General features: G+C 59.8%; 12 protein-coding genes. 2 read left to right on the top strand and 10 right to left on the bottom strand.

Translation table 11 applies throughout. The features are described from left to right. Window positions 1-51 precede the first annotated feature (51 nt). Window positions 52-825 carry an acetoacetate decarboxylase gene (locus tag AC1RM7_RS17070; protein ID WP_024919742.1) on the bottom strand — a complete coding sequence of 258 codons (774 nt, stop codon included), beginning with the start codon at window positions 823-825 and terminating at the stop codon, window positions 52-54. A gap of 14 nt (window positions 826-839) precedes the next feature. Next, window positions 840-1,622 carry a 3-hydroxybutyrate dehydrogenase gene (locus tag AC1RM7_RS17075; protein ID WP_024919743.1) on the bottom strand — a complete coding sequence of 261 codons (783 nt, stop codon included), beginning with the start codon at window positions 1,620-1,622 and terminating at the stop codon, window positions 840-842. A gap of 280 nt (window positions 1,623-1,902) precedes the next feature. Here AC1RM7_RS17075 and AC1RM7_RS17080 point away from each other — a divergent pair, with 280 nt between their 5' ends. Continuing rightward, window positions 1,903-3,063, top strand: coding sequence for a patatin-like phospholipase family protein (locus AC1RM7_RS17080; protein WP_024919744.1), 1,161 nt, complete (start codon window positions 1,903-1,905; stop codon window positions 3,061-3,063). A 106-nt stretch (window positions 3,064-3,169) separates the two neighbouring features. Here the strand turns inward: AC1RM7_RS17080 and AC1RM7_RS17085 are convergent, their stop codons facing one another. The 3 genes from AC1RM7_RS17085 to AC1RM7_RS17095 form a co-directional block, all read right to left on the bottom strand. Further along, on the bottom strand, window positions 3,170-4,798 hold the full coding sequence (locus tag AC1RM7_RS17085; protein WP_024919745.1) for an inorganic phosphate transporter: 1,629 nt from the start codon (window positions 4,796-4,798) through the stop codon (window positions 3,170-3,172). Window positions 4,799-4,997: 199 nt separating this feature from the next. Beyond that, complete coding sequence (locus AC1RM7_RS17090) at window positions 4,998-6,386, bottom strand: GumC family protein (protein ID WP_024919746.1); 1,389 nt, start codon at window positions 6,384-6,386, stop codon at window positions 4,998-5,000. Window positions 6,387-6,489: 103 nt separating this feature from the next. Further along, window positions 6,490-7,263 (bottom strand): ferredoxin--NADP reductase, encoded by a 774-nt coding sequence (locus tag AC1RM7_RS17095; RefSeq protein WP_024919747.1) that lies wholly within the window; start codon window positions 7,261-7,263, stop codon window positions 6,490-6,492. A gap of 171 nt (window positions 7,264-7,434) precedes the next feature. On the opposite strand from AC1RM7_RS17095, the gene AC1RM7_RS17100 reads away from it, so the two are divergent. Continuing rightward, window positions 7,435-8,634: an amidohydrolase family protein gene (locus tag AC1RM7_RS17100; protein ID WP_024919748.1), complete on the top strand. Its 1,200-nt coding sequence runs from the start codon at window positions 7,435-7,437 to the stop codon at window positions 8,632-8,634. Window positions 8,635-8,645: 11 nt separating this feature from the next. Here AC1RM7_RS17100 and AC1RM7_RS17105 read toward each other — a convergent pair whose 3' ends face one another. The 5 genes from AC1RM7_RS17105 to AC1RM7_RS17125 are packed head-to-tail and all read right to left on the bottom strand — an operon-like array spanning window position 8,646 to window position 13,850. After that, window positions 8,646-9,128: a MarR family winged helix-turn-helix transcriptional regulator gene (locus tag AC1RM7_RS17105; RefSeq protein WP_024919749.1), complete on the bottom strand. Its 483-nt coding sequence runs from the start codon at window positions 9,126-9,128 to the stop codon at window positions 8,646-8,648. 56 nt (window positions 9,129-9,184) lie between these two features. After that, the gene (locus tag AC1RM7_RS17110) at window positions 9,185-9,889 is read right to left on the bottom strand and encodes an ABC transporter ATP-binding protein (protein ID WP_024919750.1); all 705 of its coding nucleotides are present in this window, start codon (window positions 9,887-9,889) and stop codon (window positions 9,185-9,187) included. After that, window positions 9,886-10,677, bottom strand: a complete 792-nt coding sequence (locus tag AC1RM7_RS17115) for an ABC transporter ATP-binding protein (RefSeq protein WP_024919751.1) — start codon at window positions 10,675-10,677, stop codon at window positions 9,886-9,888. Before AC1RM7_RS17115 ends, AC1RM7_RS17110 begins: the two co-directional genes overlap by 4 nt. Beyond that, a complete protein-coding gene (locus tag AC1RM7_RS17120; RefSeq protein ID WP_024919752.1) occupies window positions 10,674-12,560 on the bottom strand; it encodes an ABC transporter permease in 1,887 nt (628 codons plus the stop codon). The genes AC1RM7_RS17115 and AC1RM7_RS17120 overlap by 4 nt, the downstream gene beginning before the upstream one ends. A 57-nt stretch (window positions 12,561-12,617) precedes the next feature. Continuing rightward, window positions 12,618-13,850: an ABC transporter substrate-binding protein gene (locus tag AC1RM7_RS17125; protein ID WP_024919753.1), complete on the bottom strand. Its 1,233-nt coding sequence runs from the start codon at window positions 13,848-13,850 to the stop codon at window positions 12,618-12,620. Between the last annotated feature and the right edge of the window lie 87 nt (window positions 13,851-13,937).

Consider the following 13,937-nt stretch of genomic DNA (forward strand, 5'->3'; position numbering starts at 1 on the left):
ATACCGATCCGATATGACGACAGGTTTGTTACAGGCCCATGTCAGCGCCGGTTACTCCGCCGCCTCCGCCAGATCGTCCGCTTCCTTGTTGTAGTCGTGCACGACGCGACCATACGGCAGCGTCAGATCGGCCAGAAAATGATGCGCCCCGATCACGCGCCTGACCGGGAAATCGGCCACCGGTGCATTGACGTGCGGAATGAGATGCAGCCGTCCGGGTCCAATCCATGAACCTTTGACATTGATGTCGATCAGGTTGATCGCAACGAGCTGGCAGACCTCGGCGCGGCCATCGACCCCGGGGATCAGTTTGAGATTGATCTGGGTCTTGGACAGCGTCGCGCGCGTGATTTCGCCGTTGCCGGCCATGGATTCGTGCTTGTAGCCCATGGTGCCCATGGCCACCTGCTGACCGGAATATTCCAGCGTGCCGGTCAGCGTATCCTTCACGACCTCGAGCTTGGGGTGCGCATACTTCTTTGGAAATCCCCAGATCTCGCGCCCCGCTGCAATCGGCGGATCGTCATCGAGATACATCTGCGAGACGAAGTTGACCTCTTCACCGTTCAGACGCGCAGGAATGACCAGGCCTGACTCGGTATAGCTGCCGAAGCCGGAAGAATCCGGCATTTTGATCCACTCATAGTGGACGACTGGAGTGTCGATCGGCTCCAGTGGTTCAGGAAGCCCGGCACGGATCAGATCGGGATCGGTTTCATAGGTGATGACGAGAAATTCGCGATCGATGAAGCGATATGGGCCGGCCGGATAACTCGGACCGGCGGCAGGCATCGAAGGCAATCTGAGAATATCCGCTCTGCGCATGGAAGCGTTCCTTTTCAGTGCGCGGTCCAGCCGCCATCAACAGGCAATGTCGTTCCGGTGATCGATTTCGCATTGTCGGTGCAGAGAAATGTCACCAGCGCGGCTAACTCTTGCACCGTGACGAAGCGCTTGGTTGGCTGTGCGGCCAGCAGCACGTCGGAAATAACTTGCTGTTCAGTGATGCCGCGCGCCTTGGCCTGTTCGGGGATTTGTTTTTCGACCAGCGGCGTCATGACGTAGCCGGGGCAGACGGCATTCACGGTAATGCCGTGCTCAGCAACCTCGAGTGCAACCGTCTTGGTGAGACCGGCAATGCCGTGCTTGGCGGAGACGTAAGCCGACTTGAACGGCGAAGCCACCAGCGCATGTGCAGATGCAATGTTGACGATCCGGCCCCACGACTGCTTCTTCATCGCCGGAACCGCCAGCCGCGTGGTGTGGAAAGCGCTGGATAGATTGATCGCCAGGATGGCGTCCCACTTCTCGATCGGAAAGTCCTCGACCGGCGCGACGTGCTGAATGCCCGCATTGTTAACGATGATGTCGACGCTGCCGAACTCTTCCTCGGCGAACGCGATCATTTCCTCGATTTCCCGAGGGATCGTCATGTCCGCCGGACTGAACAACACCTTGATGTTGTGTTCGCCTGCGATGTCCTGACGGATTGTTTCGATCGCCGCGGGGTCACCGAAGCCGTTGAGCATGATGTTGGCGCCGCTGGCGGCCAGACCGCGTGCGATGCCGAGGCCGATGCCGCTGGTGGAGCCTGTTACGATGGCGGATTTTCCGGACAGCATGCTGATGGCCAATCTGAACTGCCGAAACAAAGACCCGCGTCGTTACCGGCAGTACGGTTAAAGCGCGGTAGGAATTGCAATGCACAATAGCTAACGGCGGTCCTTGACATCGATGTGAGGAAATTTCTTCAATCCGGTGACACCCGTCTTTGCCTGATCCGATCTGCTAACCACGAAGCAGATTCCGCGATCAGACGAGCAGCCTGTCACGACAGCGTCACCGCTTCTCTGAAATCTGCACACCGGACTTTCGAGGCAAGAAAATCAACGGGGCAAAGTCATGGATGCGCGTACGCCGAAATCCGAAACGCTTGGGTCTCAAAACTGGCGGCCCGATCGCTGCGACCGCGTGGCGCTGGTTCTCCAGGGCGGCGGGGCGCTGGGTGCCTATCAGGCAGGCGTCTATCAGGCCCTGCACGAAAGCGGTATGGAGCCCGACTGGGTTTGCGGCGTTTCGATCGGCGCGATCAATTCTGCCATCATCGCGGGTAACCCGCCGGAGCGGCGGCTCGAACGGCTGCGGACCTTTTGGGACCGCATCACCAGCCGCAAGGTCTGGCACTACACGCCAGACGGCGACATTTACCGCAAGGCCCGCAACCTGACGAGTTCATTCCTGACGACCACCATGGGTCAGCCGGGCTTCTTCAAGCCGCATGACATCAATCCATGGTTCAGCCCGGCCGGTGCCAGAACGGCAACCAGCTATTATGACACCGCACCGCTGCGCGCGTCGCTGCTGGAACTTGTCGATTTCGATTTGATCAATTCCCGCAAGATGCATTTCGCCGTCGGCGCGGTGAACGTCCTCACCGGCAATTTCTTGTATTTCGACAACAAGAAGGAAGTTATCGAGCCCGAGCATGTCATGGCCAGCGGCGCTCTGCCGCCTGCCCTGCCCATGGTGAAGATCGGCACCGACCATTTCTGGGACGGGGGCATCGTTTCCAATACGCCGCTACAACATCTGCTTGATCAGGAAGACAAGATGAACTCGCTGGTGTTTCAGGTCGACCTGTTCAACGCGCGGGGTGTCCTGCCGCGTGACATCCAGGAGGTGATGGCCCGGCACAAGGACATCATGTATTCGTCACGTACGCGCTACAACACCGACGTCTACAAGCGTATGAACAACCTGAAGACCGACTTCTACAAGGCGCTGCTGAAGGTTCCAGAAGACAAGCTGACCGATCACGAGCGCGCGCTGCGCGACCGCTTCGCGGACCTGCCCGAAATCACCATCCTGCAGATGATCTATCAGCAAAAGGCCTATGAGGGCGATTCCAAGGACCACGAGTTCTCCGCCACCTCGATGCGCGAGCACTGGCTGAGCGGCCTTGAGGACACCCGCCGCACGCTGAAGCGGCGGGAATGGCTGGCCATGCCGGAAGCCGGTATGGGCATCGTCGTTCATGACGTGCACCGCGAGAAGGATTACTGAGCCTCTCGGTCCCGTCTCGCTCTGTTGGTCGGATGCGTTGAAACAGAAAGGGCCCGCGCTCTTAACGCGGGCCCTTCGTTGTCATTGCCGCTGTAGCGGCAGTCGATCAGAACAGGTGCGAGAACAGCACGTAGAGGCCCGCGGAGAGGCAGATCGCTGCCGGCAAGGTCAGCACCCAGGCCATCAGCAGGTTGCGGATGGTGGCCATCTGCAATCCCGAGCCGTTGGCTGCCATGGTCCCGGCGACGCCGGACGACAGCACGTGGGTGGTCGAGACTGGAAGGCCGAAGATGTCAGCCGCTCCGATCGTCCCTGCTGCCACGAGTTCAGCGGATGCACCCTGCGCGTAGGTCAGGTGTGTTTTTCCGATCTTCTCGCCGACGGTGATGACAATGCGCTTCCAGCCGATCATGGTGCCAAGACCCAGCGCGATCGCGACCGCGATTTTCACCCAGGTCGGGATGAACTTCGTGGCACTGTCGAGCGAACCCTTGTAAGCGTTGAGCGTCGCGACATCTTCCTTACTGAGGTCGTTTTCCTTGTCCTTCATCAGGAAGCGGATCGCCTCCGAAGTCAGGTACATATCGTTGCGGGTGTTACCCACCGCTTCGGCAGGAACCTTGCTCAGCGTGCCATACTTCTGCACCTGATCGCCGACGTCCTTCACGAGAACCGCCAGCGACGGATAAGTGCCTTCGTTGATCTTGTGCAGCGAGACATACTGAGTCACTGCCGGACGGGGATCGCCGATGATGCTATGGCCGGCGCCCTTTGCAGCGATCACCTTTGACGCCGCTTCTGACGTCTGCTGGAACTTGATGACCTGCGATTCCGGCAAGGCGCGGTTCAGCGCATAGGCAGTCGGCACAGTGCCGATCAGGATCAGCATGATCAGGCCCATGCCCTTCTGGCCGTCGTTTGATCCGTGCGCGAAGCTGACGCCGGTGCAGGTCGCGATCAGGATACCGCGAATCCACAGCGGCGGTGGCTTGTTGCCTTCCGGAGCAGCGTAAAGCGCCGGATTGCGAACAACGAACTTCAACACCAGCAACAGAAGTGCCGCCATGCAGAAGCCGAACAACGGCGAGAGCAACAACGCGTAGCCGATTTCCGTGGCCTTGGTCCAGTCAACGCCCGAGGTACCATCGCGTCCGCGCATGACCGCGTTGGCGATGCCGACGCCGATGATCGAGCCGATCAGCGTGTGGGAGCTGGAAGCCGGAAGACCGAAGTACCAGGTGCCGAGATTCCAGATGATGGCTGCGATCAAGAGCGCGAACACCATGGCGAAACCGGCGCTGCTTCCGACCTGAAGAATGAGCTCAACCGGCAGCAGCGAGACGATGCCGAAAGCAACCGCGCCGCTCGACAGCAACACGCCAAGAAAGTTGAAGAAGCCCGACCACATCACGGCAAATTCCGCCGGAAGCGAATGGGTGTAGATCACCGTCGCAACGGCGTTTGCGGTGTCGTGGAAGCCGTTGACGAATTCGAAGCCGAGCGCAATCAGCAGCGCAACAAACAGCAGGATGTAGGGAAGATAGGTCGTGACCTTGGTGCCGGTAGCGTCGATATCGACGTAAATGCTGTAGGCAACGAATATTGCACCCGCGGCGAGGATGCCAAAAAACAGGATCATGGTCAGTGGGTTAAAACCTTTATCGAGATTGGGCCTTGAAGCCGGCTCGATGGTTTGCCCGTCGGCAACCCCGGAATTCAATGTAATGTCGCTCATCTCATACCCCTTATGAAACTCAGGGGTTCTTTTTGACCTTTTAACTTGAAGGTTGGATGACACCTTTCATATCGGCCCAACGACGCGCTTCGGTTTCAGATGAGCGGTGTCCGCGAATATTCATGGGTTCCGCAGCTTTTGAAGCCTGCGGATAAAACGCCGGGACAAGATCTTGGAATGGTTCGAGAAACACGGCGACCTAACGCAGTACTTCCGCTCTTTCTTTCTCATCCATCAATTCAAGCAGCCAGGCCAGGCTGACACCCAGACCAAGACCGAGCAACAAGCTGATGAACAAGGTCCCGATGGGGAACGTTCGGCCGGTTTCCGGCTGGACCACTGCACGGCTCAAGACCCGCGCGTCCGGGTTGTCCGGCCGCTGTTGCTGAGATCGCGCGAGGACAGCTTGGTATGCAGCACGGTGTGCTTCGACGTCCCGCTCCAGTTCCTTGAGCCGCGCACTCGCTTCGCTGGTTTTGACGGAATTTTGCCTTGACGCTTCAAGGCGGTTCTTGAGTTGCGTCACCACTGCGCGGGTACGTTCCAGATCGGCTGCAGCCGACTGAACCCCATCCTGAATCGCCTGTTCCAGCAGCCGTCTGGCTTCGGTCGCCCGCATCCTGGCGATCACGAGGTCGGGGTGACGCGGTCCGAGCGTTTCGGAAAGATCAATTTCCAGTTCCCGTGCGGCGGCGTAACGGCTTCTGAATGTCCCGATTGCTCCTCCCCGGATAGGGTCCGGAATTCCGCCGCCATCCAGGATTTTCCGGGCACGCTGGAGTTGATTCAGCGTCGAACGCAAGCCGCCGGCTCTGGCCTCGGCCGCGGCGATCTGTTCGGATATCTCACTGGCTTGTTTCTCGGCACTGGATTGACCACCAGCCATCATCGCCAGGCTGTCAGTGCGATATTTCTCATATCGCTGTTCGGCTTCCCGCAAGCGCGTCTGGAGTGATCCCAGCCGTTCGCCGAGAGGCGCCGCAGCCCCAGGTGCCGCGCCAGCGCCAGCGAGCCTCTGCTCCTCCACGTAGCTGTCCATCACCGCGTTGGCGACGCGCACCGACGTTTCTCTGTCGGGCGTGACGACATCGACGTTCACGGTGCCGGAGCCGGGATTGCCAACGATGCTGATCGCACGGTTCAGTTGCCGCAACGCCATGGCATGTGGCTCGGACGCCGGAACAAGCCCGACACCTGCAAGAAGCGTGAAGAGGAGCCCCTTCGACTTGCCGCCAAAAAGCGGATCGGTACCGAGCTTTTCTCTTGCGATCACCTTGTCGAGGACACTGCGCGATGTCAGGGCGTTGATCTGGTTGTCGATGCCAACCGCTACTGTTTCCGAATTGGCGGGTTTGCCGGCATCGGTTGCGGCCTGGGCGGGCAGATCGAGCACAATCTGGCCGGATGCAACATGCTTGGGAGCCGACAGCAATATCCAGACAAGGCTGAGTGCGACGCAGATAGCGGTGACCGCAGCAATAAATCGCACCCGGCGGCGCAATACCGCTGCAACACCTTCCACATCCAGGGCAGTTGCCTGAATCCGGGACAGGTACGCATCGTGCCTGTCGTTGTCGGAAATCGCCATGCCAACGTCCCTACGCTACGCGTCCTGGGACCGGATAATCCGACAAATCGGCATCCGTGGCGAGGCCAATGCTCGTCTAAACGGCGCAAAAAATGGCCATTTGCTAGCGTTCGACGAACGCCTTTTCGACGACAAACTCGCTTGGTTCGCCGTGGTTACCTTCGGTAAATCCCTTGTCGAGCAGCAGCGTCCGCGTGTCCTGAAGCAACGCCGGACTACCACAGATCATGACGCGGTCGTGTGCGGCCTCCAGCGGAGCGAGATCCGTATCGCTGAACAGCTTGCCCGACGTCATGAGGTCGGTGATCCGGCCGCGATTGCGGAACGGATCGCGCGTCACTGTGGGATAGTAGATCAACTGGTTGCGGACCAGTTCGCCGATCAGGTCATCCTTCGGAAGGCGATCGTTGATCATCTCGCCATAGGCGAGTTCGGCGACATGCCGGCAGCCGTGCAGCAGCACCACCTTTTCGAAGCGGTCATAGGTTTCCGGGTCCTTGATCACGCTGAGGAACGGCGCGAGTCCGGTCCCGGTGCCGATCAGATAGAGATTCCGGCCGTTCTTCAGATTGTCGATGACAAGAGTGCCGGTGGCCTTGCGCCCGACGATGATCTCGTCGCCTTCCTTCAAATGCTGAAGCCGCGAGGTCAGTGGACCGTCCGGGACCTTGATCGAGAAGAATTCAAGCCGGTCTTCGTAATTGGCGCTCGCGACGCTGTAGGCGCGCAGCAGCGGCTTCTCGCCGACCTTCAGGCCGATCATTGTAAATTCGCCGTTGCGGAAGCGGAATGACGGATCGCGCGTGGTCGTGAAACTGAACAGGGTGTCGGTCCAGTGATGAACGCTGAGGACGCTCTCCTGATTGAAATTGCTCATTTCGCTCGATCCGTGTGCAGGGCCAACGCGGGGCAAAATCAGGAACGCGGAGACAGATTGCCTCGCCAATTCATTTGTGTACTAATGAATAATCCAGCTTGATACGGCGGTCAACCCGCGCTCAAGTTGGAGCCGACCCGCTGAAAAGGCATTGCACGGAAGGAAAAATCCATGGCCCACGATGCGCCCCAGGGCACCACCGGTCCGACCAAGCTGGTGATCCGGAATATCGGTCTGATCCTGAGCGGGGCCATGGAGCAGCCGATCCTGGATGCTGACACCATTGTCGCGGAGAACGGCAAGATCACCGCTATCGGACGGATCAAGGACATCGACGCCGAGGGCGCGACCACGGTCATCGACGCCAACGGAACGACGGTCACCCCCGGCCTGATCGACAGCCACGTTCACCCGGTTGCCGGCGACTGGACCCCGCGGCAGAACCAGATCGGGTGGATCGACAGCTTTCTGAATGGTGGCGTCACCACCATGATTTCGGCCGGCGAGGTTCACATGCCCGGCCGTCCGCGCGACGTAGTCGGCGTCAAGGCAATGGCGATTTTCGCTCAGCGTGCGTTCGACAATCTGCGCCCCGGCGGCGTCAAGGTTCATGCGGGTGCACCGGTGATCGAACCCGGGATGACAGAAGAGGATTTCAAGGAACTGGCGGCAGCCGGCGTCAGGCTGCTTGGCGAGGTAGGACTTGGTGGCGTCAAGGATGGCCCGACCGCGCGCAAGATGGTGGCATGGGCACGCAAATACGGCATTCAAAGCACGATCCACACCGGTGGTCCGTCGATCCCCGGATCCGGCCTGATTGACGCGGACGTGGTGCTCGAAGCCGACACCGACGTCGTCGGCCACATCAACGGCGGCCACACCGCCCTGCCCGATGGACAGATCCGATGCATCTGCGAAGGCTGCAAGCGCGGCCTGGAGCTGGTTCACAACGGTAACGAACGCTCGGCGCTCTATACGCTGCGGATTGCCCGCGAGATGAAAGAGCTGAACCGCGTCATTCTCGGCACTGATGCGCCGGCAGGATCAGGCGTTCAGCCGCTCGGCATTCTGCGGATGGTATCGCTGCTGTCGTCACTCGGCGATGTTCCGGCGGAAATCGCGTTCTGCTTCGCTACCGGAAACACCGCAAGGATGCGCGCGCTCGACTGCGGCCTGATTGAAGTGGGGCGCGCCGCGGACTTCGTGATTATGGACAAGGCGCAGCATTCGGCTGGCAAGAACATTCTGGACAGCGTCCAGCTCGGCGATCTGCCCGGCATCGGCATGACGATCATTGACGGCATTGTCCGCACGCATCGCAGCCGCAACACACCGCCTGCAACAAAAGTGCCGGAGATCGTTGCGCACTAGTCAGCGGGACATCAGCGCAGCTTGTTCAGCAGCGTGACAAAGATTTCGCGCTCCTTGGCATCGAGCGGCGCGAGCGTTTCTTTCGAGATCGCCAGTGCGCTTGGAGCAGCTTTCTCCGCCATCGCCTGTCCCGCCCGCGTCAGGCTGACAAGAAGCCGGCGGCCATCCTGCGGGTCCGAGCTGGTTTCCGTTAGCCCCCGGGCAGTCAGCCGATCGATCACACCCTTGATGGTTGCAACGTCCATTGCGGTAAGGCGGCCGAGCTGGTTCTGCGAACACGGCCCGGTTTCGGTCAACTTCGCCAAAGCCGCCCATTGCGTCGGCGTAAGGTTGATGCCGATTTCCCTTGCAAAGATCGCCGCGTGACGCTGCCAGACCTGACGCAACACGAAGCCGATCTGGTCCTCAAGCACATAGGGCTGCTTCTTCGGACTTTTCCTCGGAGGAGCACCCTTGGTCAGCGCGGCAACCTTGTTCTGAGCGGCCTTGGCCATTCCCATTCCCCTAATATCTTGCCTTCATCTGGTGGACCTCGTGACCGCTGCGATCGTCACACCGCCAGATGGGCGTCGCGAATGTCGGGACGCGCCTCAAGCTCGCTCATCGTGCCGCTGAAACAGATGCGGCCGCGCTCGATGATATAGGCCCGGTCCGAAATCAGATTCGCAAAGTGAAGATTCTGCTCAGACACAACGATGCTGACGCCTTCCTTCTTCATCGCCAGAATAGCGTCCACCATCTGCTCGACGATTTTCGGCGACAGTCCTTCCGAGGGTTCGTCGAGCAAGACCAGAGAGGGATTGCCCATCAAGGTCCGGGCGATGGTCAGCATCTGCTGTTCGCCCCCGCTCATGCGCCCGCCCATGCGGCCACGCATTTCGCCGAGATTCGGAAACAGGGTGAATAGCTTCTCGCGGGTCCACTGCGGAGCGTTTTGGCGCGGCGGCTGACGGCCGACTTCGAGGTTCTCTTCCACCGTGAGATCGGTAAAGATGCGCCGCTCCTCCGGCACGTAACCGAGCCCACCGCGCACAATGGCATGGGTCGGCTGAGCAGAAACGTCCTTCCCCTCGAATATGATCTGGCCTTCCCGCTGTTCGACCAGGCCCACGATCGATCGGAACGTGGTCGACTTGCCCGCCCCGTTACGGCCGAGAAGCGCAACGACTTCTCCATCACCGACCTCAAGTGCGACATCGAACAGGATGTGAGCCGGACCATAGTAGCTGTTGAGTCCCTGAACCGAGAGCTTCATGCCGGGGCTCCGTCGCGATGACGCGCATCATAAACCAGTCCTTCGCCGAGATAGATCGCGCGGACCTGGGGATTTCGCCGAACCTCGTCGGGTGTTCCTTCAGCGATCAGCGTGCCGCGATTGAGCACGAGGATACGATCGGCATGCTCGAACACCACGTCCATGTCGTGTTCGGTGAACAGAACACCGATGGATTTCTCCCGGGCAATGCGCGCGGTCAGGCGCATCAGTTCGACGCGCTCGCGCGGCGCCATACCGGCCGTCGGCTCATCCATCAAAAGAAGTTTTGGCTGATTTGCCAGCGCTATCGCAAGTTCGAGTCGCTTGAGATCGCCATAGGCAAGCTCGCCGCATGGACGCTCGGCATAACCGCTCATGCCGACAAGATCGAGCAGCCGGTTCGCTTCGCCCCGCTCGAATCCTGGTGTCGAGCGCCACATGTTGAAAAGCTGCGCATTATAGGAAATCAATGGAACCTGCACGTTCTCGCGCACAGTCATTGTGGGAAATGTCGCAGTGATCTGGAATGTGCGGCCGACGCCGAGCCGCCAGATCGCGCGCGGTTTCTTTCCGGCGGTGTCTTTGCCCAGCAGGTTGACACTGCCGCTGTCCGGGACATTCTGGCCATTGAGCATGTCAAAACATGTGCTCTTGCCGGCGCCGTTTGGACCGATCAGCGCAAGAATTTCACCGGCCACCAGGGAGAACGATACGCCGCGCACGGCGTGGACGCCGCCATAGGATTTGGTCAAGCCTTCGACTGAAAGAAGTGTGGGTGCGCTACTCATTCCGCGCTCTCGATCCGTGACGCCAGCATGGCGGGTTTCGATGTATCCGGCTGACGCCGGGTACGAATTGTTTCCAGCATGCCGACGATGCCCTTCGGAAACGCGACCACGATCAGTACGATAACCGCGCCGAGCACCAGCTTGGACCAATCCGTCTGACTGACCAGCCAGATATTCAGTGCCTTGAAGACAATCGCACCGACAACAGCGCCGGATACCGTCTCAACACCGCCCAGCAGCACCATCACCAGCGCATCGACGGACAGCGAGATGCCCAGGCTATCGGGAAACACACTGCCCTTCAGATACGCAAACAGCGCCCCGGCCACACCCGCAACTGTGCCCGCGATCACGAATGCGGTCCATTGAATCCGCTTGCCGTCGATGCCGATCGCTTCGCTTCGCAATGCAGAATCTCGTGTCGCGCGCAACGCGTAGCCGAACGGCGAGAACACAATAACGCGAAGCAGCAGCACCGCGATCGTCGCGATACCGAGCGATAGCCAGTAAAAATGAGCCGGCCCCGCTGCCCACGCGTCGGGCCATACGCCAAGAATGCCGTTATCGCCACCTGTCACGCCGACCCACTGGAATGCGATCGACCAGACGATCTGGGCGAAAGCCAGCGTCAGCATGGCGAAGTAGACGCCTGATAGCTGAACAGCGAAAAATCCGAAAATGGCCGCGCCGACCAAACCAAGCAGCGGCCCCAGCAACAGGCACGCAATCATCGGCAGGCCCGCAGCCTTGGCGAAGAATGCGACTCCATAGGCGCCGAGACCGAAATAAGCTGCATGCCCGAATGATGCGAGCCCGCCGACCGACATCAGGAAGTGCAGGCTTGTCGCGAAGATTACGAAGATCGCGATCTCCGCACCGACGGTAAGCGCGTAATTGCCGCCGAACAGTGGTAGCGTCGACGCCACAATCACGACAGCGAGCATCGCGAAGCGCTCGTTCAGCGTCAGCGGCCGCCATGGACGGACGGTCAGTCCTGGCGTCTTCCGAGCGACCGCCTCCGGCTTTCCGAACAGCCCCCACGGGCGAACGATCAGCACGGCGGCCATGACAAGGAATACAAGAATGATCGATATTTTCGGAAATATCAGAATGCCGAATGCGTTGAGTTCGGAGACCAGCACGGCAGCGACGAATGCGCCGGTGATGCTGCCGAGACCGCCAATCACGACCACAACAAAGACGTCGACAATGATGCGAAGGTCCATCGCGTGATGAACGGCGTCGCGCGGAATTTGCAGCGCGCCACCGAGCGCGGCGAGAAACACGCCGACCGCGAACACGCTGGTGAAAAGCCACTTCTGATTGACGCCCAGCGCCGCGACCATATCCCGGTCCTGCGTCGCCGCGCGAACCAGAATGCCCCAACGGGTGCGGCGGAACAGCAGCCACAGCGCTCCGAGCACCGCAGGACCGAGCACGATCAGAAAAAGATCATAGGACGGAATATTCTGGCCGAAAAAATCTACCGCGCCGCGAAATCCTGGAGCGCGCCGGCCGACCAGATCGTCCGGTCCCCAGATCAAGACGACGAGATCTTCAACCATCAGCGTCAGGCCGAAGGTGGCCAAGAGCTGAAACAGTTCCGGCGACTTATAGATCCGCCGCAGCAACACCATTTCGACCAGCACGCCCAGAACCGCAACAGTAAGCGCCGCAGCGACAATGCCGCCCCAGAAGCCAAGCGCGCCGGACAGGCGCTCTGTCAGCGTGAACGCAACGTAAGCGCCCAGCATGTAGAACGCGCCGTGCGCAAAATTCACAATCCGGGTGACGCCAAAGATAATCGACAAACCCGAGGCAACCAGAAACAGCGACGCCGCGCTCGCAAGACCGGTCAGGAACTGAACAAAGTAGAAGCTCATATGCGATCCACGGCTTGAGAATGCCGCGGGCGCATGGCGCGCCCGCGGTCGTCAAACTCAGTCTTTCGGACGCAGTTTCTCGACTTCCGCATCGCTTGGAAGGAAGTCCTCACCCTTGCGATAGGCGGAGTCGACCATCACGCCCTTGCCGTCCTTGAGCGCGGTCTTGCCGACGAATGCGCCCAGCGTCGATTGATGATCGTTCTTGCGGAACGTGATCTGCCCGAACGGAGACGACATCGACAAGCCCTCCGCCGCGGCAATCATCTTTTCCGGATCGGTGGAATTGGCCTTCTTGAGAATTTCGGCCGCCGCCTTGATGGTCTGATAGCCAACGATGGAGCCCAGCCGCGGATAGTCATTGAACTTGCCCTGATAGGCTTTCAGGAACGCATCGTGCTCGGGTGTCTTGATGCTGTACCAGGGATAGCCGGTGACGATCCAGCCCGACGGTGTTTCTTCCTTCAGGGGATCGAGATATTCGGGCTCGCCGGTGAGGAAGCTCACCACCGCACGATCCTTGAACAGGCCGCGTGTGTTACCCTCACGCACGAACTTCACGAGATCCGCGCCGAAGGTCACATTGAGGATGGCTTCCGGATTGGAATTCGCGAGCGCCTGCACGATCGGGCCTGCATCGATCTTGCCCTGCGGCGGCCATTGCTCATCCACCCACTGGATGTCGGGCCGCTTCTCGGACAGCAGCTTCTTGAAAACCGCGACCGCCGACTGGCCATACTCGTAGTTCGGTGCGATGGTCGCCCAGCGCTTGGCGGGCAGCTTCGCTGCTTCTTCCACCAGCATCGCAGCCTGCATGTAGTTCGACGGGCGCAGGCGGAATGTGTACCGATTGCCCTTCGACCAGGTAATCGCGTCGGTCAGGGGCTCCGCTGCAAGGAAGAACACTTTTTTCTGTTTTGCGAAGTCGCTCACCGCAAGACCGATGTTCGACAGGAACGTGCCGGTCAGCATGACCACGTTCTCGTTCGATACCAATTCATTCGCCGCGGTCTGCGCGTCGGCAGGCTTGCCGCTGTCGTCCTTGGATACAACAACCAGCTTCTTGCCGTTGATGCCGCCTGCGGCGTTGATCTCTTCGACCGCCAGTTGCCATCCTTTGCGATATGGCTCGGTGAATGCCGGCAACAACGAATAGCTGTTGATCTCACCAATCTTGATTTCGCCACTCTGCGCTGTGGCAGTTGTCGCCAGGGCCGCGCCAGCCAGACTAAAACCCGCGGCAAGCGCAAGCCCGGATAGACTGCCGAAAAGATGTATCCTTCGTTGCATCCCAACCTCCATTTGTATCGGGAGACCCACGTCCCCGTTCAATTCCCGTCCGTTCCTTATCCCGGTGGAGCGATTCGGCTCTTCTTT

It is taken from the genome of Afipia sp. GW822-FHT03D08 (genome assembly GCF_058801645.1).